Source organism: Methylobacterium sp. WL120, assembly GCF_008039465.1.
Classification (GTDB): domain Bacteria; phylum Pseudomonadota; class Alphaproteobacteria; order Rhizobiales; family Beijerinckiaceae; genus Methylobacterium; species Methylobacterium cerastii.
In genome coordinates this window covers 1-23,638 of the sequence record NZ_VRUT01000074.1, presented here as the reverse complement: position 1 = coordinate 23,638, position 23,638 = coordinate 1, and the positions used below count along the sequence as shown (strand labels likewise).

Annotated in this window: 17 protein-coding genes; 5 read left to right on the top strand and 12 right to left on the bottom strand. The window is 70.8% G+C overall.

Annotated elements, in window-relative coordinates:
* From FV229_RS15025 to rsgA, 3 genes are all read right to left on the bottom strand, one after another.
* Nucleotides 1–1,374, bottom strand: a 1,374-nt coding sequence (locus FV229_RS15025; RefSeq protein WP_147752749.1) for an MFS transporter, incomplete at its 3' end; no start/stop codon positions are given.
* A 134-nt stretch (nt 1,375–1,508) separates the two neighbouring features.
* Nucleotides 1,509–3,146, bottom strand: coding sequence for an inorganic phosphate transporter (locus FV229_RS15020; RefSeq protein ID WP_147752748.1), 1,638 nt, complete (start codon nt 3,144–3,146; stop codon nt 1,509–1,511).
* 145 nt (nt 3,147–3,291) lie between these two features.
* The gene (gene rsgA / locus FV229_RS15015) at nt 3,292–4,305 is read right to left on the bottom strand and encodes a ribosome small subunit-dependent GTPase A (protein ID WP_147752753.1); all 1,014 of its coding nucleotides are present in this window, start codon (nt 4,303–4,305) and stop codon (nt 3,292–3,294) included.
* A 367-nt stretch (nt 4,306–4,672) separates the two neighbouring features.
* On the opposite strand from rsgA, the gene FV229_RS15010 reads away from it, so the two are divergent.
* The 3 genes from FV229_RS15010 to FV229_RS15000 all read left to right on the top strand — a co-directional run bounded on the left by FV229_RS15010 (nt 4,673) and on the right by FV229_RS15000 (nt 7,919).
* Nucleotides 4,673–6,664 carry a malonate decarboxylase subunit alpha gene (locus tag FV229_RS15010; RefSeq protein WP_147752747.1) on the top strand — a complete coding sequence of 664 codons (1,992 nt, stop codon included), beginning with the start codon at nt 4,673–4,675 and terminating at the stop codon, nt 6,662–6,664.
* A 218-nt stretch (nt 6,665–6,882) separates the two neighbouring features.
* On the top strand, nt 6,883–7,356 hold the full coding sequence (locus FV229_RS15005) for a hypothetical protein (protein ID WP_238272067.1): 474 nt from the start codon (nt 6,883–6,885) through the stop codon (nt 7,354–7,356).
* A gap of 176 nt (nt 7,357–7,532) precedes the next feature.
* Complete coding sequence (locus FV229_RS15000) at nt 7,533–7,919, top strand: hypothetical protein (RefSeq protein ID WP_147752746.1); 387 nt, start codon at nt 7,533–7,535, stop codon at nt 7,917–7,919.
* A gap of 43 nt (nt 7,920–7,962) precedes the next feature.
* Here the strand turns inward: FV229_RS15000 and FV229_RS14995 are convergent, their stop codons facing one another.
* The 6 genes from FV229_RS14995 to FV229_RS14970 form a co-directional block, all read right to left on the bottom strand.
* A complete protein-coding gene (locus FV229_RS14995) occupies nt 7,963–8,427 on the bottom strand; it encodes a hypothetical protein (RefSeq protein ID WP_147752745.1) in 465 nt (154 codons plus the stop codon).
* Nucleotides 8,428–8,442: 15 nt separating this feature from the next.
* Nucleotides 8,443–9,012 (bottom strand): hypothetical protein, encoded by a 570-nt coding sequence (locus tag FV229_RS14990; RefSeq protein WP_238272068.1) that lies wholly within the window; start codon nt 9,010–9,012, stop codon nt 8,443–8,445.
* 75 nt (nt 9,013–9,087) lie between these two features.
* Entirely contained in the window at nt 9,088–10,635 is a 1,548-nt protein-coding gene (locus FV229_RS14985) for a chromosome partitioning protein ParA (RefSeq protein ID WP_147752744.1), read from the bottom strand.
* Nucleotides 10,636–10,966: 331 nt separating this feature from the next.
* Nucleotides 10,967–13,444 carry a DNA topoisomerase (ATP-hydrolyzing) subunit B gene (gyrB, locus tag FV229_RS14980; protein WP_210246605.1) on the bottom strand — a complete coding sequence of 826 codons (2,478 nt, stop codon included), beginning with the start codon at nt 13,442–13,444 and terminating at the stop codon, nt 10,967–10,969.
* Between the two features lie 177 nt (nt 13,445–13,621).
* Nucleotides 13,622–14,581, bottom strand: coding sequence for an aldo/keto reductase (locus FV229_RS14975; RefSeq protein ID WP_147752743.1), 960 nt, complete (start codon nt 14,579–14,581; stop codon nt 13,622–13,624).
* Nucleotides 14,582–14,586: 5 nt separating this feature from the next.
* Nucleotides 14,587–15,231, bottom strand: coding sequence for an MBL fold metallo-hydrolase (locus tag FV229_RS14970; protein ID WP_147752742.1), 645 nt, complete (start codon nt 15,229–15,231; stop codon nt 14,587–14,589).
* A gap of 269 nt (nt 15,232–15,500) precedes the next feature.
* On the opposite strand from FV229_RS14970, the gene FV229_RS14965 reads away from it, so the two are divergent.
* On the top strand, nt 15,501–17,843 hold the full coding sequence (locus FV229_RS14965; protein ID WP_147752741.1) for a TonB-dependent receptor: 2,343 nt from the start codon (nt 15,501–15,503) through the stop codon (nt 17,841–17,843).
* A gap of 15 nt (nt 17,844–17,858) precedes the next feature.
* Here the strand turns inward: FV229_RS14965 and FV229_RS14960 are convergent, their stop codons facing one another.
* The 3 genes from FV229_RS14960 to FV229_RS14950 form a co-directional block, all read right to left on the bottom strand.
* A complete protein-coding gene (locus tag FV229_RS14960) occupies nt 17,859–18,227 on the bottom strand; it encodes a hypothetical protein (RefSeq protein ID WP_147752740.1) in 369 nt (122 codons plus the stop codon).
* Between the two features lie 64 nt (nt 18,228–18,291).
* A complete protein-coding gene (locus FV229_RS14955; RefSeq protein ID WP_147752739.1) occupies nt 18,292–19,959 on the bottom strand; it encodes an alpha-amylase family protein in 1,668 nt (555 codons plus the stop codon).
* 71 nt (nt 19,960–20,030) lie between these two features.
* Complete coding sequence (locus FV229_RS14950) at nt 20,031–20,351, bottom strand: BrnA antitoxin family protein (protein ID WP_147752738.1); 321 nt, start codon at nt 20,349–20,351, stop codon at nt 20,031–20,033.
* A 371-nt stretch (nt 20,352–20,722) separates the two neighbouring features.
* Between FV229_RS14950 and FV229_RS14940 the strand changes: the two genes are divergently transcribed.
* Nucleotides 20,723–23,638 (top strand): transglycosylase domain-containing protein (locus tag FV229_RS14940; protein WP_147752737.1); only part of this gene is annotated, 2,916 nt, incomplete at its 3' end.

The window sequence follows — 23,638 nt, the reverse complement described above, 5'->3', positions numbered from 1 at the left end:
AGGCAGGGCCGTCTCGCCGGCGGCGGCGACCGCGCGCGCCTCGGCCTGCCGCCTGGGCGCCGGGGCGGGAATGAACGCCAGGATCAGGATGACGGTGGCGAACTCGAAGGCCGCCACGAGCCAGAGGCCGGTGGAGACCGAGCCCGTGGCCTCCTTCAGGTAGCCCATGGCGGCCGGCGCGCCGAAGCCGGCGAGGTTCGCCACCGCATTGATCAGCGCGATGCCGGCGGCCGCGGCCGAGCCGGCCAGGAACTGGCCGGGGATCTGCCAGAACACCGGGATGGCGCTCATCGTGCCGACGATGGCCAGCGTCAGGGCCGCGAGCGCGAGGTAAGGGCTTCCCGGGACGAGGAAGCCGAGGAGCGCGATCGAGACGGAGCCGCCCAGGGCCGCGAGCCCGCAATGGTAGCGCGCCTCGCCGGTCCGGTCCGAATGCCGGCCGTTGAGGATCATCCCGGCCCCGCCGCAGAGGTAGGCGCCCGACATGATCCAGCCGACTGTCGCCGGATCGGTGAAGCCGGCCTCGCGCACGATCGTCGGCCCGAAGAAGGTGAGCGCGGAGTTGGCCGTGACGATGCAGAAGAAGATCGCGATGCACTGCCAGACCCGCAGGTCGGCGAGTGAGGCCAGGATCCGGTGCTCGCGGGGGCCGAGCGCCGCCGCGTCGCGGGCGAGGTCGGCGGCGACCAGCGCCCGCGCCTCGGGCGCGAGCCAGCCGGCCTTCTCGGGCCGGTCGGTGAGGTAGGCCAGCGTGACGAGGCCCGCGAGGATCGACGGGATGCCCTCGATCAGGAACACCCATTGCCAGCCGGACCAGCCGTTGGCGCCGTCGAGGCCCGTCATGATCGTGCCGGCCAGAGGTCCGCCGATCACGCCGGCGAGCGCCGAGGCCGACATGAACAGGCCGAACACGCGGGCCCGCCGCCCGGTCGGATACCAGTAGGTCAGGTACAGGATCACCCCGGGATAGAACCCGGCCTCGAAGATCCCGAGGAGGAGCCGGAGCAGGTAGAAGGCCGGCACGGTGGTGACGAACATCATCGCCACGCAGCAGATCCCCCAGAGGATGGTGATCCGGGCGATGGTCTTGCGGGCGCCGACCCGTTCGAGCAGCAGGTTGCTCGGGACCTCGAACAGGAAGTAGCCGACGAAGAAGATCCCGGCGCCGACGCCGTAGACCGTCTCGCTGAACTTCAGGTCGCCCAGCATCTGCAGCTTGGCGAAGCCGATGTTGACCCGGTCGATCCACGACAGGATCCAGAGGGCCATCAAGAACGGCAGCAGCCGCCACGTGATCGTCCGGTACGCGGCCTCGCGCGTCGCGCGCTCGGCCGCGGATGGGATCGTGGGCACGGGTTGGACCAGGGCCGGCATCGGAGTCCGCGCGAGGGACCCGGCCTGCGATCACGGGCGGCGCCGGCCGCCGCGCGGTGCGTCCGGGCGTCGGCGCCCTGGCATGCAACCTTCGAGCCAGGGCGCGGACCGCGTCGCGGCCCGCGCGGCCCTGTTCAGAACACGTGGCGGAGGATGAAGAACAGCACGCCCGCCAGGGTGATCGCCGCCGGCAGCGTCAGCACCCACGCCAGCGCCATGTTGCGCACGGTCGACATCTGCAGCCCGGAGCCGTTGGCCGCCATGGTGCCGGCGACGCCCGAGGACAGGATGTGCGTGGTCGAGACCGGCAGGCCGTAGACCTCGGCCAGGCCGATCGTGCCGGCGGCCACGAGCTCGGCCGAGGCGCCCTGCGCGTAGGTGAGGTGGGTCTTGCCGATCTTCTCGCCGACGGTGACGACGATGCGCTTCCAGCCGACCATGGTGCCCAGCCCCAGCGCCAGGGCGACGCAGACCTTCACCCAGGTCGGGATGTAGCGCGTGCCGTCGTTGAGGAGGCCCGCATAGGCCTTCAGCGTGCCGGCCTCGGCCTCCGAGAAGCTGGCGCCGTTCTTCGGCAGCAGCCGGATCGCGTCGGTGGCGAGGTACATGTCGTTGCGCAGGTTTGAGGTCTGCGCCGCCGGCACCTGCTTGATCGCGCCGTAGTTCTTCACGTTGGCGGCGATGTCGGTGGAGAGTGCGGCCAGCGCGCCGTAGACCGCCGGCTGGTTCAGGTCCTTGGTCTTGAGGGCGTCCGAGACCTCCTTGCGGGCGGCCGCGGCGTCGGGCTGGGCCGTGGTGCCGGCGTGGCTGGCGAACACCGTGCTGGCGTTCTGCGAGGTCTGGATGAAGGCCGGCGTGGTGTCGTCGGCCATGGTGCGGTTGAGGGCGTAGGCAGTCGGCGCGGCGCCGATCAGGATCAGCATGATCAGGCCCATGCCCTTCTGGCCGTCGTTGCCGCCGTGGAAGAACGAGACCAGCGTGCAGGTCAGGATCAGCAGCGAGCGGATCCAGAGCGGGGGCGGCGTGTCGCCCTTCGGCGCCTCGTAGAGGTCCTTGCGCCGCACGGTGAACTTGAGCGCCAGCAGCAGGAGCGCCGCGGCGACGAAGCCGATGAGCGGGCTGAACAGCAGCGCCTTGAACACGCCGAGCGCCTGGGCCCAGTCGACGCCCGAGGTCGCGGAGCCCTCCGGCGCCATCAGCTGGTTGGCGAGCCCGACGCCGATCACCGAGCCGATCAGCGCGTGCGAGGAGGAGTTCGGCAGGCCGAAGGCCCAGGTGCCGAGGTTCCAGATGATCGCGGCGATGAGCAGGGCGAAGATCATCGCGTAGCCGGCGCCGGACCCGACCTGCAGGATCAGCTCCACCGGCAGCAGCGTGACGATGGCGTAGGCCACCGCGCCCGAGGACAGCATCACCCCGAGGAAGTTGAAGGCACCCGACCAGATCACCGCCACGAGCGGCGGCATCGAGTGGGTGTAGATCACGGTCGCCACCGCGTTGGCGGTGTCGTGGAAGCCGTTCACGAACTCGAAGGCGAGCGCGATCAGCAGGGCGAGCCCGAGGAGGACGAAGGCGCCGATCGCCAGCGGCGACTGGCCGACGGCGTTCATGTCGGCGATCAGGCTGACGACGGCGTAGACCAGGCCCGCCACCAGGACGAGCAGGAAGGCGATGATCCCGCCCGGATGCATGCCGCGATCGAGCGTCGGACCCGAGGCGCGCCGCGGTTCGGCGCCCACCCGGGGCGGCGTCAGGCTGGCGGAATCGGACATGATGGATCTCGACGGCGATCGGAGTTCAGCCGCCTTCGGATAGGCGCCGCGCATGACGGTCCGGTGACGCCGTGCGCACGGACGGCCGATCCGCGCCGGACGGCGCGGTTACGACTCCCCGAAAGCCTGAAGACCGGTCGCGCGCTCAGTGCCTGCGCGGGCGGCGGGGCGCCGTCGCCGGGGTCTTGTCGCGGTTCTCCTCGACGAGCTTGCGCCAGCGGTCCAGGCGGTCGGGGTCGAGGGCGCCCTCGGCGATGGCGGCCTGCACCGCGCAGCCGGGCTCGTGGGCGTGGGTGCAGTCGCGGAACCGGCAGTCGGGCGCCAGCTCGGTGATCTCGGCGAACAGCGTCTCGATCCCCTCCGCGGCGTCGCTGACGTGGAGCGTGCGCATCCCCGGCGTGTCGATCACCCAGCCGCCGCCCGCCATCGCGTGCAGCGAGCGCGCCGTCGTGGTGTGGCGCCCCTTGGCGTCGTGCTCCCGGATCGCGCCGGTCTCCTGCGGCGCGTCCTGGCCGGGCCCGGCCAGCGTGTTGACGAGCGTCGACTTGCCGACGCCGGACGAGCCGACCAGCGCCACGGTCTGCCCGGGCCCGCACCAGGGCGCCAGCGCCGCCGCGGCGTCCGGGCTGCGCGGGTTGACGCCGACCACCGACAACCCGCGCTGGAGCGCTGCGGCCTGCCGGCGGTAGGCCTCGACGTCGTCGGTCAGGTCGCCCTTGGTGAGGAGGATCACCGGATCGGTGCCGCCCTGGTTGGCGAGCGCGAGGTAGCGCTCCAGGCGGGCCGGGTTGAAGTCGGCGTTGCACGAGGTGACGACGAACAGGGTGTCGACGTTGGCGGCCGCCACCTGCGGGACCTTGCCGCCTTCGGTGCGCCGCTGCAGCACGGTCCTGCGCGACAGCCGCCGGTGCAGGGTCAGGGTCCGCGGGTCGGCCAGGACCCAGTCGCCGACCGTCACGTCGCCGGTGCTGGCGTGGACCGGCAGCAGCAGCTCGACGGGGCCGGCGGTCGACAGGGCGGTCAGGCGGGAGCGGTGGACCAGGGCGATCCGCATCGGCGCGAAGTCGGCCTCGGCCGGCGCGCGCTGGTCCTCGAAGAAGTCGGACCAGCCGAGGCTGGCCGCGCCTTCGGTCGGCAGGGGAGCGCCTGGGGATGACAAGGCCGCGCCTGCGGCCGGGAGGGCGTGGGGATGATCGGTCACGGCTTCAGCCCATGACACGGCGCCGGCCGGCTGACCAGCGAGCCGCGGACCGGCCGAACTCGCCGAGGAGACCCGGCGACCGCCCGCGGTTGGCGTTCCAGCCCCGCCCGACTGAATGCAATATTCTCTCGGCCGACGAGCGAGTTAATTTCAACGTCCCGACAAATAATGTTCGTTTGCAGGGTGGCGCCGGCTTGCCCTAACCTCCCCGAATGCGGTTTCGCGCGGCCATCCCGTCGCGATCCGTCAAGAATAGAGCCTGACCCAACAGGCGCCGCCGAACAGCGGCAACGAGACCGGAACGGTCGTCGGCAGGGAGAGTGGCGTGAAGAAGAACAAGATCGTCAGCGCCGACGAGGCGATCGCGCTCATCCGCACCGACGACGTCGTCACGACGACCGGCTTCGTGCAGAGCTGCATCCCCGAGGCGCTGCACGCCGCCCTCGAGAAGCGCTTCGTCGAGACCGGCGCGCCCGGCAACCTCACCCTGATCATGACGGCGGGCGCCGGCGACAGCAAAGGGCTGGGCACCGGGCGCCTCCACCACGAGGGCCTGCTCGGGCGGGTGATCGCGGCGAACTTCGGGCGGATGCCGAAGGTGGCGCAGGCCGCCCAGGACAACCGCATCCGCGGCTACAACCTGCCGCAGGGCGTGATCTCGCAGCTCTACCGCGCCTGCGCGGCCGGCCAGCCGGGCCTGTTCTCGAAGGTCGGCCTGCACACCTACGTCGACCCGCGCCACGGCGGCGGCCGGGTGAACACCCTGACCACCGAGGAGATCGTCAAGGTCGTGGAAGTCGAGGGCGAGGAGTGGCTGTTCTACCGGGCCACCAAGATCGACGTCGCCTTCATCCGCGCCACCAGCGCCGACCCGTCGGGCAACCTCTGCGTCTCCAAGGAGGCGCTGACGCTGGACAACCTCGCCCAGGCGATGGCGGCGCGCAACAACGGCGGCATCGTCATCGCGCAGGTGGAGCGCATCGTCGAGCAGGGCTCGATCAAGCCCAAGGACGTGCGCGTGCCGGGCATCCTGGTCGACTGCGTCGTGGTGGCGCCGCCCGAGCACCACCGCATGAATTACGGCGTCCAGCACGACGCGGCGCTCGCCGGCGAGATCCGCGTGCCGGTGACCGGCCTCAAGAAGATGACGCTCGACGCGCGCAAGATCATCGCGCGCCGCGCCGCGTTCGAGCTGCCGCCGAACGGCGTGGTCAACCTCGGCGTCGGCGCGCCCGAAGGCATCTCGTCGGTCGCCAACGAGGAGAAGGTCACCCCCTACATCACCCTGACGACCGAGGCCGGGGCGGTAGGCGGCGTGCTGGCCTCGGGCTCGAGCTTCGGCGCGGCGACCAACGCCGACGCGATCATCGACCAGAACCAGATGTTCGACTTCTACGACGGCGGCGGCCTCGACATGACCTGCCTGGGGCTCGCCGAATGCGACGGCGCCGGCAACGTCAACACCAGCCGCTTCGGCGGCCGGCTCAACGGCTGCGGCGGCTTCATCAACATCTCGCAGAACGCCCGCAAGGTGGTGTTCGCCGGCACCTTCACCTCCGGCGGCCTCGTCACCGAGATCGACGAGGGGCGCCTGCGGATCGTGCAGGAGGGGCGCTCGCGCAAGTTCGTGGCGGCCGTCGAGCAGAACACCTTCAGCGGGCCGTTCGCGCAGGAGCGCCGCCAGCCGGTGCTCTACGTGACGGAGCGCTGCGTCTTCAACCTGACGCAGGCCGGGCTGGAGCTGATCGAGGTGGCTCCGGGCATCGACATCGGCCGCGACATCCTCGCCCACATGGACTTCACGCCGGTGATCGAGAACCCGATCCCGATGGACCTGCGCATCTTCCGCGACGAGCCGATGGAGCTCCTGGCCGACCTCCTGAACCTCAACCTGCCCGACCGGGTCAGCTACGACCCGGGCCGAAACCTGCTCTTCGTCAACCTCGAAGGCTGGCAGGTCCGCTCGAAGGGCGACATCGACGCCCTGCGGCAGGTGCTCGAGACCGCCTGCCTGAAGGCCGGGCAGCGGGTGAACTCGGTGGTCAACCACGACGGGTTCCGCATCGGCGAGAACCTCTACGACGACTACGCCGAGATGATCGAGTACCTGTCGAAGTACCACTACCTCACGACGACGCGCTACGCGACGAGCGCCTTCCTGCGCCTGAAGATGCAGGAGGCCCTGAGCCGCCGCGGCCTCGCCCCGCACGTGTTCGAGCGCCGCTCGGAGGCCCACGCCTTCCTCGAAGCCGCCGAGCGCGAGGCGGCCGCGCAGCAGGCGTTGGCCGACGTCATCCCGTTGCGCGCCGCCAGCTGACCCACGGTCCGGCGGTCGTCCGGGCCGGCTTCGGCCTGAGACCCACGCAGGCGGAACAGGGCCGGTGAGCGCCGGCCCGATCGCGGTCGCACATCCGCCCGTGGCGGGATGGCATCGTCCGGGTGGACAAGGCGGCCTTTTCACGCTTCCTAGACGGCTTCTCCCGGACGGCCCGCGGATGGCATATTCGGGATGACGGTGGCGGTGGCGGAAGGGTCATGATGGGTCCGGCGAACGAGTATCCTTGGGAGAAGGCCTCCGAGCCGGCGCCGGCCGCCGAGAGCCATCTCGCGAACGTACTGCGGCTGGTCGGCACGTCCGGCGGCAGCGTCGCAGCCGTCCCGGCGCGGCCTTCGCCGTCGCAGGATTGGTCGAAGCTGATCGATTGCGTCCGTCACGCGGCCCATCAGACCCGCGCGGTCGAGGCCGCGGTCCAGAAGAAGGAGATGCACGTCCAAGAGGTTCTCGAACGCGTCCGCGAGGATGTGAAGAGCGCCGGAGAGCGCGTCCGGGCGGCCGAGGCGCGGGTGGTCGAGATCCAGAGCCGAACCGATGCCCTGCTCAGGGCCGCGGACGAGCGGGTGGCTGCGGCGGAGGAGCGGGCGCGCATCGCCGAGGACTGGCTGTCCCGCGTCTACGACACGATCGCGAGCGAGTTCGGCCTGGATCCGGACCTGAAGCGGAGTGCCTGATGGCCCCTGTCGCGCGACGTCCCGCGGCCGCGCCGATGGCGGATGAGCCGGATGTCCGGGCGGCCGAGGCCGGGCGCGGCCGTTCGAGGGTCGCGGCCGATGCGACGGCGGCGAACACGGTCGTTCCTCTGTTCGCGGCTCCGGAGGTCGCGGGCGGACCGTCCGGACCGGGTCAGGTGGTCGATTGGCCGTCGGCCATCGCGCAGATCCGCGAGGCCGGCGCGCACCTTCGCCGGATGCACGACGTCGCGCAGGCGATGTCCCGGCACGCGCGGGCGATGATCCGCCGCAGCCTTGATCAGACGGAGGAGGCCGAGCGGCGAGCCCACACCGCCGAAGCCGCGGCCGTGGCGGCCAGCCTGCGCGCCGACGGGGCGGAGGAGCGGCTTCGGCAGGCCGAGGCGCGGGCGCGGCTTGCGGAGGATCGCGCCGCCATCGCGGTGGCCGCGGAAGCCGAAGCGCAGATCTGGCTCAGGCGAACCTATGCCTGCCTGAAGGCCGAGTCTTCGAACACCGAGTCTTCGAACACCAAGCCCGCGAAGGGCGACACGCAGACCCGGTGAAGCGATCCCGAGGGTCCGGGGCGATCGGCGCCGAGGGGAACCTTCAGGATGCGGAAAACTCGTCGCTGATGATGCCCTGAAGGCGCACGAGCCAGTCCTCGGCGGTCTGCGCCCGCTCTTCCGCGGCGAGGGTCTTCCGGTCCGCATCCGCGGCTCGGGTCCTGGCCGCCTCGCACTGCATCGCCGAGGCGTCCTTCGCGATCCTCGCCTCGGTGAGGGCGGCCTGAAGTTCGGTAACCTCCCGGCGCAACACGACGATCTCGTAGTTCAATGCGTCGATGTCCGCCGCGAACGCCTCGCGTTCCCGCTGGACTTGATACACCAGCTTGTTGGCCTGGATCTGGATGGTCTGCCGCCATGCCTCGAGGCTCTGCATGCCCTCGCTGGCCTGGGCGATGAGCCTGAGCGCCGTTTCGGGATCGAACCCCGCCGATCGCGAAGGCACGTAGAGGACGACGGAGCCGCTCTTTCCGGCCTTCGAATTGTCCGACACCATGAAATCCGACACAGGCGGGGGGCTCGCTCAGCCGGCGGCGTCGGCGTGCGACGAATCCGTTTCCTGCGCCTTCCTCTGGCCGAAGGCCGCGAACACCGCATCGTGCAGGCGCACCAGCCAGGCCTCGGCGTCACCAGCCCGCGCCTCGGCGTCGCCGGCGCGGGTCTCGGCGAGGCGGGCCCGTTCCTCCGCGCGCGCCAACTTCTGTTCCCCGGCCGCGATCTGCTGGTTGAGGCGACGCATCTCCTCGGAGGCCTGCGTGACCACGTGGTTGAGCTGCGCTTCCAGTTCGGCGGCTCTCTGCTCGCCGATGCGGATCGCCTCGCTGGCCTCCTGGATGAGATCGATGGCGGAGGACCATTCGCGCAGGGGGGCGCCGCCCCCTTCGGGCGCGCCCGCCGCCTCGCCGCCCGCCGTGTTCTCGAACGACGGCAGAAGGCTGACGATCTTCTCGCCCGGCTTGCCCGCGTTGACCTGCCACGCGCGCAGCATCATCGCGGACCCCGAAGACGACGACGCATCCTTTTGAGCAGTGTCGGACATGGCGAATTCCCGGATGATCGGTTGGGGATAGAGCCGTTCCTTGTCGCGCTGCAAGCGGGAGCGGCTCTAGGTCTCTGTTATGACGTGCTTTCTTTCGCAGGACCGGCGTCCACGTCCGCGGAAAGAACGCTAGCTGGCTTGGTCCGGATGCAGGAACGGACGCACGTTGCTCGGTTCCTGCGGGGCGGCATCGGGGCCCGGCCGCCCCATGTCCTCCTCCATGCCGCGCCAGCCGCGCCCGGAGCGCTTGAGGGCCTCGTACTGCTTCTGGAGCGTGACCCGGGTCTCCCGGGCGATGTCCAGCGCGCCCTGCACGAGGGCGCGTTCCGAGCGCTCGTTCTGGAGATCCTCCGTCAGGCGGCGCGTCGTCGTCTCGAACTCCGTCCGTGCGGCTTCCTGGCGATGAACGATCTGCTCGATCCGCTCGGTGAGGGCCGCGTTGCGCACGCCTGCCTGCTCCAGGGCGGCATCCTTCGCGGCCAGCGCCTTGCTGAGCATGTCGCATCGCGCATCGAGTTCCGCGCGCAGGCGCTGCATCTCGAGGAAGCGTTCCGTCTGACGGGCCAGATCGCTCTGGAGGGAGTCGAGGCGCCGTTCCGCGGTCGTGCGGGCGATGCTCGCCTCCTTGAAGTTGCGGTCGGCGATGCGATGCGCCTCGTCCTTCTCGCGCAGCTGATTGCGCGATTGCGTGAGCAGCTGCTCATGGGAATCGGCCCGGTTGGTCGCCGCCTCCAGCTTCATCGCCAAGCCCGCACGCTCGGTGCGCAGCGTCGTCATCTCGGCTTCGTGCTGCGCCTCGTTGCGCTCGCGCAAAGCCGTCTCGGCGGCGAGCTGGGCTTCGACGGCGCGCAGGCGCTGCCGTTCGCCCTCCGCGATCCCTTCCAGGTTCCGGTGCCGGGCCGCCAGCTCCGAGAGCTGCCCGGCCTGCTCCTCGCTCAGCCCCTGGAGCCTACGGCTTTCCTGCTCCAAGGCACTCAGGCTCTCCCGGGCGCCCAGCAGATCGTGTTCCGATCGCGCGAGGGCGCTGTCAGCGGCCTGAGCCTCCAGGCGAAGCGCCTTGTTCTCGCCGGTCAGGGCCTTGGTCTGCTCGATCTCCGCGAACAGTTGACGGTCCAGGTTCTCGATGGCGAGCGTCTTGTCGCGCAGTTCCACGCGTTGCGTGGCCACCGTCGCCTCCCCGGCCTGCAGATGATCCTCGGCCCGGCTCGCGCGGGCCAGCGCATCCGACAGTTCGCCCGCCAGGGTCGAGATGCGCGTCGACAGCTCTGCGACTTCGAGGCGGATCGTGCGTCCGGACTGGAATTCCTGGGCCAGCGACGTCTCGAGTTCCGCGATGCGCATGCTGGCGCGCGGGAGTTCGTCGCTGATGCTGATGATCGGCTCGAGGATCGACGAGAAGTCGTCCTGCAGCGTGCGGAGGTCGTCCAGGCGATCGACCATCGCCTCGATCCGCTGCCGGACGATCTCGTCGCGCTGGCCGATCGAGTCGAGCGAGGAGCGGAGGGTTTCCGACTTGGGCTTGGCGCGCTCGGTGGAGGCGGCGGCGCGGACGTCGGCCTGCGGCAGGCCTCGATCGGCCCGGGCAGCCCGTTCGGACGCCTCGCGCTGGGGCGAGGGGGAAGGCGAGGGAGCGGGCGGTGTCGGCGACAGCACGTTTCGGAAGGACGTCCAAGCCATCGCAGCGACACTTCTCCACGGCATGCCGGCCCGTTGCGAGCCTTCTGCCGCGCATAGCTAGCACTTTTTCTACAAATTAAAAAGCATGACAGTAAATTTTCGACGAAACGGCGCATGCAATATCAGAGAAAGGCATTGCCAACATTCAAGTTTTCCCAAGTCAAAACGTCCGACCGACGCTGAGCAAGGTTATGACTTGCTCGACGAGAGACTTATTCTCCTGTGGAAAAGGCGGGATCGCTTTCAGATCTGAAGAGTGCGGCCACGCCGAGACATCTCGGCGAACCTGCGGCGTTCCGTGGTTCGACCGCCGCCGCACCCTGGATAAGTCTTACACGTCGAGGTTCGCCACGCTCAGCGCGTTCTCCTGGATGAACTCGCGGCGGGGCTCGACCACGTCGCCCATCAGCTTGACGAAGAGGTCGCCGGCCTCCTCGGTATCCTTGACCTTCACCTGGAGCAGCGAGCGGATGTCGCGGTCGAGCGTCGTCTCCCAGAGCTGCTGCGCGGTCATCTCGCCCAAGCCTTTGTAGCGCTGGAGCTGCAGCCCCTTGCGGCCGAAGGCCATCACCGCCTCGAACAGGGCGGCCGGCCCGTGCAGGACCGTCGACTCGCCCTTGCGCGAGAACGTCACCGGCTCGCCGTAGATCTCGCGGAGCGCGTCGGCGCGGTCGACCAGGCGCCGCGCCTCCTGCGAGGCGATCAGGCCGGCGTCCAGCGTCGCGACCTGGCGCACGCCGCGCAGAGTCCGCCCGAAGACGTAGCCGCCGTCGGCCGCCTCGCCCTGCCAGCCCTGCTCGATGTCGTCGGCGATGGCGTCGAGGCGCTTGGCCGTCACGTCGGCCAGCACCTCGGCCTCGCCGGCATGCTCGGCCGCCTCCGGCCGGAACGCGCCGGCCAGCACCGCCTGCTCGACGACCGAGCGGTCGTAGCGGATGTGGAGGTTCAGCAGGATGCCGCGGAAGGCGCGGGCCTCCTCGACCAGGGTCTTGAGCTGCGGCCCGCCGAACGCGGCGCCCGACGCCAGCGTCAGCGTCGCGCCCTCGACGCCCTGGTCGATCAGGTAGTCCTCGAGCGCGCGCTCGTCCTTGAGGTAGAGCGCCTTGCGGCCGCGCTCGGCTTTGTAGAGCGGCGGCTGGGCGATGTAGAGGTGCCCGCGCTCGATCAGCTCCGGCATCTGCCGGAAGAAGAAGGTCAGCAGCAGGGTGCGGATGTGCGAGCCGTCCACGTCCGCGTCGGTCATGATGATGATGCGGTGGTAGCGCAGCTTGTCCGGGTTGAAGCCCTCGCGGTCGGTCGAGGACCGCCCGATCCCGGCCCCCAACGCGGTGATCAGCGTGCCGATCTCGGCCGAGCCCAGCATCCGGTCGGCGCGCACGCGCTCCACGTTGAGGATCTTGCCCCGCAGCGGCAGCACCGCCTGGAACGTCCGGTCGCGGCCCTGCTTGGCCGAGCCGCCGGCCGAGTCGCCCTCGACCAGCAGGATCTCGCACTTGCTCGGGTCGCGCTCCTGGCAGTCGGCGAGTTTGCCCGGCAGCGAGGCGATGTCGAGCGCGCCCTTGCGGGTCACGGTCTCGCGGGCCTTGCGCGCGGCCTCGCGGGCGGAGGCGGCCAGGATCACCTTGCTCATCACCGAGCGGGCCTGGGACGGGTTCTCCTCGAGCCAGTTAGACAGGCCCTCGTTGAGCACGTTCTCCACCGCCGGGCGCACCTCGGAGGAGACGAGCTTGTCCTTGGTCTGGGACGAGAACTTCGGGTCCGGCACCTGCACCGAGATCACTGCGGTCAGGCCCTCGCGGCAATCCTCGCCGGTGAGGGTGATCTTCTCGCGCTTGGCGATGCCGGAGGATTCCGCGTAGCCGGTGACCTGGCGGGTCAGCGCGGCGCGGAAGCCCGCCATGTGGGTGCCGCCGTCGCGCTGCGGGATGTTGTTGGTGAAGGGCAGCACGGTCTCGTTGAACGAGTCGTTCCACCACAACGCCACCTCGACGCGGATGCCGTCGCGCTCGGCGCGCACCATCACCGGCTTGCTGACCCCGTCGATGGGTTTGCGCGAGCGGTCGAGGTAGCGCACGAACGCCTCGATCCCGCCCTCGTAGTACAGCTCCTCGCGCCGGTGCTCGGCGTGGCGCGCGTCGGTGAGCACGATCCGGACGCCGGAATTGAGGAAGGCGAGCTCGCGCAGGCGCTTCTCCAGCGTCGCGAAGTCGAACTCGATCATCGTGAAGGTGTCGGTCGAGGGCAGGAAGCTGACCTCGGTTCCCTTACGCCCCTCGCCGGGGCCCTCCACCTTGAGCGGAGCCACGGCGTCGCCGTGGCGGAACTCCATCGTGTGCTCCTTGCCGTTGCGCCAGATGCGCAGGCGCAGCCATTGCGACAGGGCGTTGACGACCGAGACGCCGACGCCGTGCAGGCCGCCCGAGACCTTGTAGGAGTTCTGGTCGAACTTACCGCCGGCGTGCAGCTGGGTCATGATGACCTCGGCCGCCGAGACGCCCTCCTCCTTGTGGATGTCCACCGGGATGCCGCGGCCGTTGTCCGAGACGGTGCAGGAGCCGTCGGCGTTCAGCGTCACGGTGACGAGGTCGGCGTGCCCCCCCAGCGCCTCGTCGATGGCGTTGTCCACCACCTCGTAGACCATGTGGTGGAGGCCAGAGCCGTCGTCGGTGTCGCCGATATACATGCCTGGGCGCTTGCGCACCGCATCGAGGCCCTTGAGCACGCGGATCGATTCCGCGCCGTAGGCGTCGACGAACTCGGCGGGTGGCACGGCGCCCTGGGACGGGTCGTTCGGGTTCTGGTCAGACATCAAGGTCCTCGGGCAGGCGGGTCTGAGCGCGAGGGTCCGGCGCCCGCTTGGGAGCAGCCCCGCCTGCGATTCGATCAGTCCGCCCCATATAGGCGTTCCGCCTTGAAATTGCATCGTTTCCGGGCACGCACGGCCAAGCTCGTTCCCGTGTTCTGACCGCGCCGCGTTAACGCCGGGTTAGACCTGAATCCCGCCCGCCGTCGCCACGTCGAGCCGGGCGACCGCGTCCGGCGAAAGCCGCAGGGTCACGGCGCCGACGAGCTCGTCGAGCTGGGCCGTCGAGGTCGCGCTGGCGATCGGCGCGGTGACGCCGGGCCGGGCCATGATCCAGGCGAGCGCCACCTGCGCCGGGGTGGCGTCGTGCTCGGCGGCGACCGCGTCGAGGACGCCCAGCAGCGCAAAGCCCTTCGGCGTCAGGTACTTGGAAACCCGGTTCTCGCGGGCGCGGCCGGCGGCGGATTCCGCCGAGCGGTACTTGCCCGTGAGGAAGCCGGCCGCCAGCGAGAAGTAGCCGATGACGCCGAGCCCCGCCTCGCGGCACAGGGGCTCGAGATCGGCCTCGTAGCCGCGCTCGGCGAGGCTGTAATCGGGCTGCAGGCATTCGTAGCGCGGCAGGCCCTCGCGCTCCGAAATCGCCAGCGCCTCGCGCAGGCGAACGGCCGAGAAGTTCGAGGCGCCGACCGCCCGGACCTTGCCCGCCTGGATCAGGCGTTCGTAGGCGCGCAGCGTCTCCTCCTGCGGGGTCGCCGCGTCGTCCGCATGCGACTGGTACAGGTCGATCCGGTCGGTCCGCAGCCGGCGCAGCGACGCCTCGCAGGCCTCGGCGATGCGCGCGGGCGCAAGGCCGGTGCGGCCCTCGCCCATGTCCATGCCGACCTTGGTCGCCAGCACGATCCTGTCGCGCAGGCCGCGCGCGGCGAACCAGCGCCCGATCACCGCCTCCGACTCGCCGCCGGCATGACCGGGCGCCCAGCGCGAGTAGACGTCGGCCGTGTCGACGAAGTTCAGGCCCGCCTCGACCAGGCGGTCGAGGATCGCGAACGACGTGGTCTCGTCGGCCGTCCAGCCGAAGACGTTGGCGCCGAGGCACAGGGGGGCGACGGCGAGGCCGGAGCGGCCGAGGGGGCGCTGTTCCATCGCGCTCAACCCTGCAGGAACGGGTTCGAGACCCGTTCCTCGCCGAGCGTCCCGGTGGGGCCGTGGCCGGGGATGAAGGCGAGGTCGTCGCCGAGCGGCAGCACCTTTTCCTTGATCGCGCGGATGAGCTGGTCGTGGTTGCCGCCCGGCAGGTCGGTGCGTCCGACCGAGCCCTTGAACACCACGTCGCCGACCAGCGCGAAGCGCGCATCGCGGCTGACGAAGACCACGCTGCCGGGCGAATGTCCCGGCGCATGCAGGATGTCGAAGGCCAGCGGGCCGACGGTGACCGCGTCGCCCTCGTCGAGCCAGCGGTCCGGCGTCACGACGCGGGCGCCGTCGATGCCGTAGTTGGCGCCGGTCTCGGGCAGCGAGTCGAGCAGGTAGCGGTCGGCCTCGTGCGGGCCCTCGATCGGCACGCCCAGGCGCTCGCGCAGCTCGGCCGCGCCGCCGGCATGGTCGATGTGCCCGTGCGTCAGCAGGATCTTCTCCACGCGCACGCCCTGCTCGGCGATGGCCGCCTCGATCCGGTCGAGGTCGCCGCCGGGGTCGACGACGGCGCCGACCTTGGTCGCCGCGTCCCAGATCAGGGTGCAGTTCTGCTGGAAGGGCGTCACCGGGATGATCCCGACGCGGGGCGTGCCTGGCATGGTCGTCCGTTCACGAAACTGGAGGGCGCGAGGTCCACACGTTCTAGCCCGTATCGGATCGAGCCGCACCCCACGGACGCTTGTATCCGAAATGCGACGGCTGGGCCGATTCACCGGCGCCCCGCCGGACTCCGCTGGTTGGTTGACCGCGCAACCGATACAACCTTGTGCGCAATCCTATGTCGTCCCGCGGATCCGCCCGTGCCTGTGTCCGTGCCGCCCGCACTCCTCGACGCCGCCGCACGGCCGCCGGCCGCGCCGCGCGTCGAATGAGGGCGTTCCGGCATCCGGGGCCAAGCGCCCGCGCCCGGCGGATCGCGCCGGCCCTGGCGCTGGCCCTGGCCCAGCTCCCGTCCGCGGCGGCGGCCCGGGAGCGGGCCGAGGACGGCGTCACCCTCGACACTCTGACGGTGACGAGCGAGGCCCCCGCCGGCGCGAGCCGCGCCCTCCTGGCCCGCACCTTCGGCGTATCCGCTCCGCCCGGGTCGGCGCCGGCTCCGATCGAGAACCCGGTCGGCCAGGTGGTGACGTCGGTCGGCCGCGACGGCACGATCGACGACCGGCCGCCGACGACGATCGGCGCGGTGCTCGCCAACAGCCCCGGCGTCACCGTCCGCCAGGGGCTCGGCGGCCGCGACGTGGTGATCTCGATCCGCGGCAACAACGCCCGCTCCACCGGAATCACCCGCAACATGGTGGTGCTGGAGGACGGGTTCCTGGTGACGCAAGCCGACGGCGCCTCGCGCTTCGACCTGTCGGACCCCCGCGCCTATTCCCGCATCGACGTGTTCCGCGGGCCGCAATCGGCGCTGTTCGGCAACTACGCCAGCGGCGGCGCGCTGGCGTTCCGCACCCGCACCGGCCGGGAGATCGACGGCTACGAGGTCGCGGTCGACGCCGGCAGCTTCGGCGTCGTGAACAGCGCCTTCGCCGTCGGCCAGGCGAGCGGCCCGTTCGAGATCAGCCTGTTCTCCAGCGACGCGCGCGGCGACGGCTACCAGGGCCATTCGAGCTTCGACACCCAGACCGTGAACCTGCTGGCGAGCTGGACGCCGAGCGCGGACGACCGCTTCACCCTCAAGGTGATCGACAACCACGTCTCCGCCGGGCTGCCGGTGCGCGCGTCGCTGAACCAGTTCACCCTCAACCCGTACCAGCGCGGCTGCGAGACCGCGTCCGCCGCCGCGTCCGGCTGCGCGACGGTCGCGCTCCTGCGCAACGGCGTCTCCGGCCGCACCGTGGCGGTGACCGCCGACGAGGGCGGGTTCGGGCGCGACGACCGCCGCACGGTCGTCGCCGGGCGCTGGGAGCACGACGTGGACGCGCAGACGACCTGGCGCGTCCAGGCCGGCTACGACGCGCGCTCCTACGACCAGCGGTTCTACGTGCAGGCCGGCCGCGCCAGCCTGCCGTCGCTCAACCTCGCCGCCGACCTGACCCGGCGCGGCGAGCTGTTCGGGCTCGCCGCCACCGGCTTCCTGGCCTTGGGCTACGACACCATCGACATCCGCGCGCCGACCTTCAACCGGGCGGCCTTCGGCGGCCCGCGGCTCGGCGCGCTGGTCGGCCTGCAGGAGGCGACGCAGGAGAACCTCGGCGGCCGGGCGCGGGCCGAGATCGCCGTGTCCGACCGCTGGACCGCCGTGCTCGGGGTCGGCGCGACGCGCACCGCGATCTCCGGGCGCAACACCATCTTCGCCTACACGGAGGCCGGCGCCGCCTCCGCGGTCACCCCGGTCGACCCGGCCTACGTCAACGTCGCGCCCGAGCTCGTCCTCGTCTACCGGCCGGATGCGGACTGGACCCTGCGCGGGCGGGTCGCCACCGGCTACGCGACCCCGTCGGTGGGCAACCTGTTCGTCACGCCGGCCGGCATCCCCGGCTCGAACACCGGGCTCCGGCCCCAGGAGAACCTCGGCTTCGACCTCGGCGCGGAATGGTCGCCGCTGGCGGGCGTGCGCGTCAGCCTCACCGGATTCTACGAGTTCTTCCGCAACGAGCTGGTCGGCCAATCCCCGGGGGCGGGGCTCCTGTCCTACACCTTCAACGTGCCGGCCTCCGAGCACCGCGGCATCGAGCTCGGAGCGGAGGCGGCCCTCGGCTCGGGCTGGCGGGGGACGCTGGCCTACAGCTTCGACGCCCAGGTCTACACCCGCTTCGTCGAGCGACTGGCGGCCGGCGCCTTCGCCGCCGCGTTCGACCGGGCCGGCAATCGCATCGTCGGGGTGCCGGAGCACCAGGTCCTCGCCCGGATCGGCTACGACGTGCCGGCCGGGCCGCTCGCCGGCCTCGGCGCCTACGCCGAAGCGGTGATGCAGGACGGCTTCTTCCTCGACAACGCCAACCTGCTGCGGGTGCCGGGCTTCGCGGTCCTGAACCTCAACGTCCACTACGCGACGGCGCTCGTCGGCTACGCCCGGCGCCTCGACCTCTACGGCGAGGTCCGCAACGTGTTCGACACGGCCACTGTCGGCGCCGCCAACCCGCTCGCCAATTCCCTCAACGCCGTCACCGGCCTGCAGAACGGCCGCGCCGTCCTGGCCGGCACGAGCGGGGCGATCTTCGCCGGGCCGCCGCGGACCTTCATGACCGGGATGCGGCTGCGGTTCTGACGCGCGCCCGGCGCCTTACTCTGACGCGCCGCCCTTCGGCCGGCGGAACCCGTCGTGGAGCGCCAGCATCTCGGCCATGCCGAGCGCCCGGCTGCTCCAGCGGGTCTCGGCGGTGTTCACCTGGGTGAAGCGGTCGTGCGACCGGCCGCCATAGGCGCCGAACAGCACCCGCCCCTCCGCGCCGTCCGGCGCCGGGCGGTCGATCCGGTACGAGGGCGGTCCGCCCTTGGCGGTGACGCCGATCCGCACCGCGGCGTCGCCGAAATGCTTCTGGCACATCCGCATGGTGGCGAGCACGGCGCGAAGGTAGGCCTCGCCGTCCTCCAGGTCGGGCAGCACGTCCGCGATGGTCGCATCGGGCGAAAGAGGGGGGCGTCGGGGCATCGGCATCTCGCTTCGTGCTCCCCCCTACCCTGCCGGGGGCGCAAGCGCGAGGCGTCCGCGCCCCTCAGGTCGGCTTGCGCTTCAGGAGCGCGTCGAGGCCGCCGACCCGGAACCAGTGGTAGCCGTAGCCCTCCAGGTAGAGGCAGTGGCGCCCGTCTTCGTCCGCCTCGCTCCGCGCGCCGGTGAGCAGGTCGACGAGCACGAGGCCGTCCGGCGCGGCGACGCCGGTGTCGAGAGCGAGCTCGGTCGGGCCGGGCCCGAGGTTGTGCACGCACAGGACCGCGTTGCCGCGCCAGTCGTAGCGGAGCGCCAGCACCGCCGGCCGGCCGGTCTCGAGGGCGGTGACGTCGCCCCAGCCGATCTCCGGCGCCTCCTTGCGCAGGCGGATGATGCTCTGCATCCAGTTGAGGAGCGAGCCCGGGTCGTGGCGCTGGTCGGCGACGTTGACGTGGGCGTAGCCGTAGGGGCCGTGGTCGATCGGCGGCATGGTCGGCGTCGCCGACCGGGTGAAGCCGCCCTGGGCCTCGGGGGTCCACTGCATCGGCGTGCGGGCGCAGTCGCGCTCCTTCAGGGACAGGTCGTCGCCCATGCCGATCTCGTCGCCGTAGCGCAGCACCGGCGTGCCGGGCAGGGTGAACATCAGCGAGTAGGCCAGGCGGATGCGGCGCGGGTCGCCGTCGAGCATCGGCGCGAAGCGGCGGCGGATGCCGCGGTCGTAGAGCTGCATCCCCTTCTCGGGGCCGAATTCCTCGAAGACGGTCTGGCGCTGCTTCTCGGTCAGGCGGCCGAGGTCGAGCTCGTCGTGGTTCCTCAGGAAGATGCCCCACTGGCACGAGAGCGGGCGCGGCTTCGTCCGCTCGATCGCCTTGGCCAGCGGCCGCGCGTCGTGGCCGGCCAGCGCGTAGAACGTCGCCTGGTTGATCTGGAAGTTGAACATCATGTGCATGCGGTCGGCGTCGTCGCCGAAGTAGTCGAGGTCCTGCTTGGGCAGGATGTTGGCCTCGGCCAGGATGATCGCGTCGCCCTTGCGCCATTGCAGGAACTCGCGGAAGTCGCGCAGCATGTCGAACTGCTCGGTCGGCGCACCCGCCACGTCGGCGCCCTTGCGCGCGATGACGAAGGGCACCGCGTCCATGCGGAAGCCCGAGACCCCGAGCTCGATCCAGAACCCCATGATCTTCAGGATCTCGGCCAGCACCGCGGGGTTGGCCGTGTTCAGGTCGGGCTGGAAGTCGAAGAAGCGGTGGAAGTAGTAGGCCTTGGCCTGCGCGTCCCAGGTCCAGGTCGTCTTCTGGACACCGGGAAACACCATGCCCTCGGAGGCCGTGGCCGGCTTCTCCTTCGACCAGACGTACCAGTCGCGGTAGGGCGAATCCGGGTCGGAGCGGGCGGACTGGAACCAGCGGTGCTGGTCCGAGGTGTGGTTGACCACGAGGTCGATCAGCACCCGCAGGCCGCGCTGCTTGGCGGCGTGGGTGAAGGCGACGAAGTCGCCGAGCGAGCCGTAGGCCGGGTCGACCCCGTAATGGTCGGCGATGTCGTAGCCGCCGTCGCGCTTCGGCGAGGGCTGGAACGGCATCAGCCAGACCGCGGTGACGCCGAGCCCCTGGAGATAGTCGAGCCGCCGCTCCAGCCCGGCGAAATCGCCGATCCCGTCCCCGTCGGCATCCATGAAGGTGCCGACCGACAGGCAGTAGATCACCGCGTTCTTGTACCAGAGGTCGTTGATCATGCGCGTGGCCCTCGTCGGGGTCGAAGGGGCCGCGGCGTCCGGGCGCGGCGACGGAACGGACGGACGGACGGCTACTTCCGCGCGTGTTCCATGTAGGCGCGCAGCACGGCGTTGATCCGGGTCTGGTACCCGCGTCCCTGGCCCTGGAAGAAGGCCAGCACGTCGGCGTCGAGCCGGATCGTCATCGGTTTCTTGCGCGACTCGGGGTGGAAGACCGCCTTGCTCCAGTCGATCTCCCGCCCCGCCTCGTCGGGATCGGACGCGATCGCGGCCTCGACCTCGGCATCGGTCATGGCCTTCACGGCCTCCCAGTCGGTCTCGCTCTCCCCGCGCTCAACCATCGCCTTCAGTTCCGCGGAGGGATAGCTGACGATACGCTTCCCGCTCTCCATTGCGTGCTCTCCTCATCGAGATCGCTCGCCGCGTCTCGCTCCGCCATGTCCAGATCAGGGTGACGAACAGGTCGTCCAGGATCGCGACCGTGAACTGGCGTCTCTCGCCGCGGTCTGCCATCGAAGAGGGCGGCCGCATCTCGGAAGTCGAGCCGATGCTTGAGCAGATTCGTCCGGCGCTTGGCCTCGTCCCACTCGAACATCGCACCTCACCGTAACGTGTCCATACGAGGCGTCAATACGCGGCCGCACGCAAGCCCCGAGCCTGGGAGGCTCCTTAAAACAGCCGCGTTGTGCACGCCCTGTTCAGCCGCCCGCGCCAAAGGTCGGCGTGCGCTGAGAAACCCAGCCGTGCCGGTGCCCCGGATCGCATGAACACCATCCTGATCAAGCTGTTTGCGACCGCCCTGACGCTGAGCCAGGTCACGACCAAGCCCGAGGCGCTGAAGACCCAGTTCGACCCGGCCGTGGACGGTCCGCAGGTCGTTCAGATCCTGCGCGACGGCTGCGCGCACATGCGAAAGGCCTTCGACATCGAGGACATCAACCTCGACGAGCTGATCTCCACCGCGATGGAGGACCCGACGGCCGTGGCCGGGCCGGCGGCGCCCAAGATCCTGCACGGGCTCGACATCGGCGAGCTGAATACGAGCTACAAGCAGTTCTGCAAGGGCGAGAACCCGAAGGGCTCGCCGTTCGACGCCCGCGAGGTGATCGAGTTCTACAACCGCGCGACCACCGACCTGCCGACCGCCGAGGCCCTGCGCGACAAGGCGCTGCCGGGCATGACCCGCATCCTCGACGCCTCGGGGAAGCCCTTCGCCGAGACCTTCGAGCCGAACGGCCGCCGCCTCGTCGTGCCGATCGCCGACGTGCCGCCGCTGGTCCGACAAGCCTTCATCGCCGCCGAGGACAAGCGCTTCGAGAGCCACCACGGCATCGACGAGCGGGGCGTGATCCGCGCCTTCATCGGCAACCTCGCCGCCCCCGGCCGGCCGGCCGGCGGCTCGACCATCACGCAGCAGGTGGTGAAGAACCTCTCGGTGGGCGACGACGTCACCTACGAGCGCAAGATCCGCGAGATGATCGTCGCCTCCCGCCTGGAGCGCATCCTCGGCAAGCCGCAGATCCTCGGGCTCTACCTCAACGGGATCTATCTCGGCCGCGGCGCCTACGGCATCGAGATGGCCGCCAGGAGCTATTTCGGGAAGTCGGTCGGGCAACTCACCCTGCCCGAGGCGGCGTTGCTCGCCGGCATGCCCAAGGGGCCGAACTTCTACAGCCCCGACAAGTACCCCGAGCGGGCCCGCGAGCGCCGCGCCTACGTCCTCGCCCGCCTCAAGGAGGAGGGGGCGATCACCGAGGCCGAGATGGCGGCGGCCGTCGCCTCCGACCTCGGGCTGAAGCCGGTCGAGACCGCGCGGCGCGATTCCGGGTTCTACGTGGTCGACCACCTCACCCGCGAGGCCCGCACCTTCGCCGGGCTGGATTCGCTCACCGCCCACTCCTTAACCGTGCGCTCGACGATCAACGCCGGGCTGCAGCGGGCGGTCGAGGGTGCGTTGCAGGACGGGCTGGCGAATTACGAGCGCGGCACCGGGCGCCAGACCTATCCGGGGCCGGAGTTCAACCTCACCGAGAGCGTGCGCAAGCTCCAGGCGGCGGTCCCCGCCCCCGAGGCCGCGCCGCAATCGCTGCCGGGCGTCACCGGTGCGGAGGCCAAACCTACAGAGATCAAGCCTGCCGAGATCAAGCCTGCCGAGGCGAAGGCGCCCGTCGGCAGGCCGGCGCGCGGGAAGGCGACCGTCGCCGCGCCGGCCGGGAAGCCCGTGTGGCTGCGCGCGCTCGAGAGCGCCCGGCCGGTGCTCTACGACGTGCGCTGGCCGCTCGCCGTGGTGCTGGAGACCGGCCGCAACGGCGTGAAGGTCGGGCTCGGCGACGGCCGCGTCGCGTCGCTCGATCCCGGCATCGCGCGGGGCAAGCTGCAGCCCTACGACGTCGTCCGGGTGAAGCTGCGCGAGGGCAAGGGGCCTCGTGACGAGAAGGGCCTTCGTGCCGAGATCCGGGTGAAGCCGTCCGTGCAGGGTGCGGCTCTGGTGCTGGAGAACCGAACGGGGCGCATCCTGGCGATGGCCGGCGGGTTCTCCTATCCGGCGAGCCAGCTCAACCGCGTGACGCAGGCGGTGCGCCAGCCGGGCTCGACCCTGAAGCCGCTGACCTACCTCGCGGCCCTCAACGCCGGGCTCCAGCCCAACACCCTGGTGATGGACGCGCCCGTGACCCTGCCTCCGATCGGCGGGGTCGGCGACAGCTGGTCACCGAAGAACTACGACGGCGGCGGCTCCGGGCCGACGACCTTGCGGCGGGGCTTGGAATTCTCGAAGAACCTCGTCACCGCCCGCCTGCTCCAGGGCGGCATCGCGGACAAGGCGCCGGCCAGCCTCAAGCGCGTCTGCGACATCGCGCTGGAGGCGCAGATCTACGCGGCCTGCGAGCCGTACTATCCGTTCGTGCTCGGCGCCCAGCCGGTGCGGATGATCGATCTCGCCGGCTTCTACGCCGCGGTCGCCAACGAGGGCGCGCGCACCGCGCCCTACGCCCTCGAAGGGGTCGAGCGCGACGGCACGCCCGTCTACGCCCACGCCGCCCGCGAGCCGGTGCGGATCGGCTCGGCCGACCGGGTGGCGTTCTACCAACTCAAGACCATGCTCCAGGGCGTGACCAACCACGGCACCGCGGCGGCCCTGTCGCGGGTCTCGCAGTTCGTCGCCGGCAAGACCGGCACCTCGGAGAACGAGAACGACGCGTGGTTCGCCGGGTTCACCAACGAGGTCACGGTGGTGGTCTGGGTCGGCTACGACAACGCCGACGGCACCCGCAAGACGCTCGGCCGCGGCCAGACCGGCGGCCACGTCTCCGTGCCGATCGCGTCGGCGATCTTCCAGGCGGCCTGGGCCAACGGGGTGGCCAAGACCCCGCTCGCCCCGCCCTCCCCCGAGGCGCGTCAGATGCTCGTCGACGTCTCGATCGACCCGCGCAGCGGGCAGCGCGTCGCGGGCGGCGGGTTCACCGAGCACTTCCGCAAGGCCGCCGACGGCCGCATGGCCGACACGCAGTACAAGCTGCTGCCGCGCGAGAACGCCTACGCGATGCGGCCGGACGCGGAGGACGGCGACCTCTCGGGGACCGAGGACGGCGCCGACGTGGCCGGCGACGCCTTCGGCAACCGCGCCCCCGACGCCGACCTGCTCGACCCGTTCGGCGACCGCCGCCCGGCGCTCCGCAGC

Coding starts and splice junctions, on each gene's coding strand:
- gyrB (WP_210246605.1), bottom strand. CDS start 13,444: ATGTCTGACCAGAACCCGAACGACCCGTCCCAGGGCGCCGTGCCACCC.
- FV229_RS14970 (WP_147752742.1), bottom strand. CDS start 15,231: ATGCCAGGCACGCCCCGCGTCGGGATCATCCCGGTGACGCCCTTCCAG.
- FV229_RS15005 (WP_238272067.1), top strand. CDS start 6,883: ATGATGGGTCCGGCGAACGAGTATCCTTGGGAGAAGGCCTCCGAGCCG.
- FV229_RS14950 (WP_147752738.1), bottom strand. CDS start 20,351: ATGGAGAGCGGGAAGCGTATCGTCAGCTATCCCTCCGCGGAACTGAAG.
- FV229_RS14960 (WP_147752740.1), bottom strand. CDS start 18,227: ATGCCCCGACGCCCCCCTCTTTCGCCCGATGCGACCATCGCGGACGTG.
- FV229_RS14975 (WP_147752743.1), bottom strand. CDS start 14,581: ATGGAACAGCGCCCCCTCGGCCGCTCCGGCCTCGCCGTCGCCCCCCTG.
- FV229_RS14985 (WP_147752744.1), bottom strand. CDS start 10,635: ATGGCTTGGACGTCCTTCCGAAACGTGCTGTCGCCGACACCGCCCGCT.
- FV229_RS15020 (WP_147752748.1), bottom strand. CDS start 3,146: ATGTCCGATTCCGCCAGCCTGACGCCGCCCCGGGTGGGCGCCGAACCG.
- FV229_RS14955 (WP_147752739.1), bottom strand. CDS start 19,959: ATGATCAACGACCTCTGGTACAAGAACGCGGTGATCTACTGCCTGTCG.
- FV229_RS14965 (WP_147752741.1), top strand. CDS start 15,501: ATGAGGGCGTTCCGGCATCCGGGGCCAAGCGCCCGCGCCCGGCGGATC.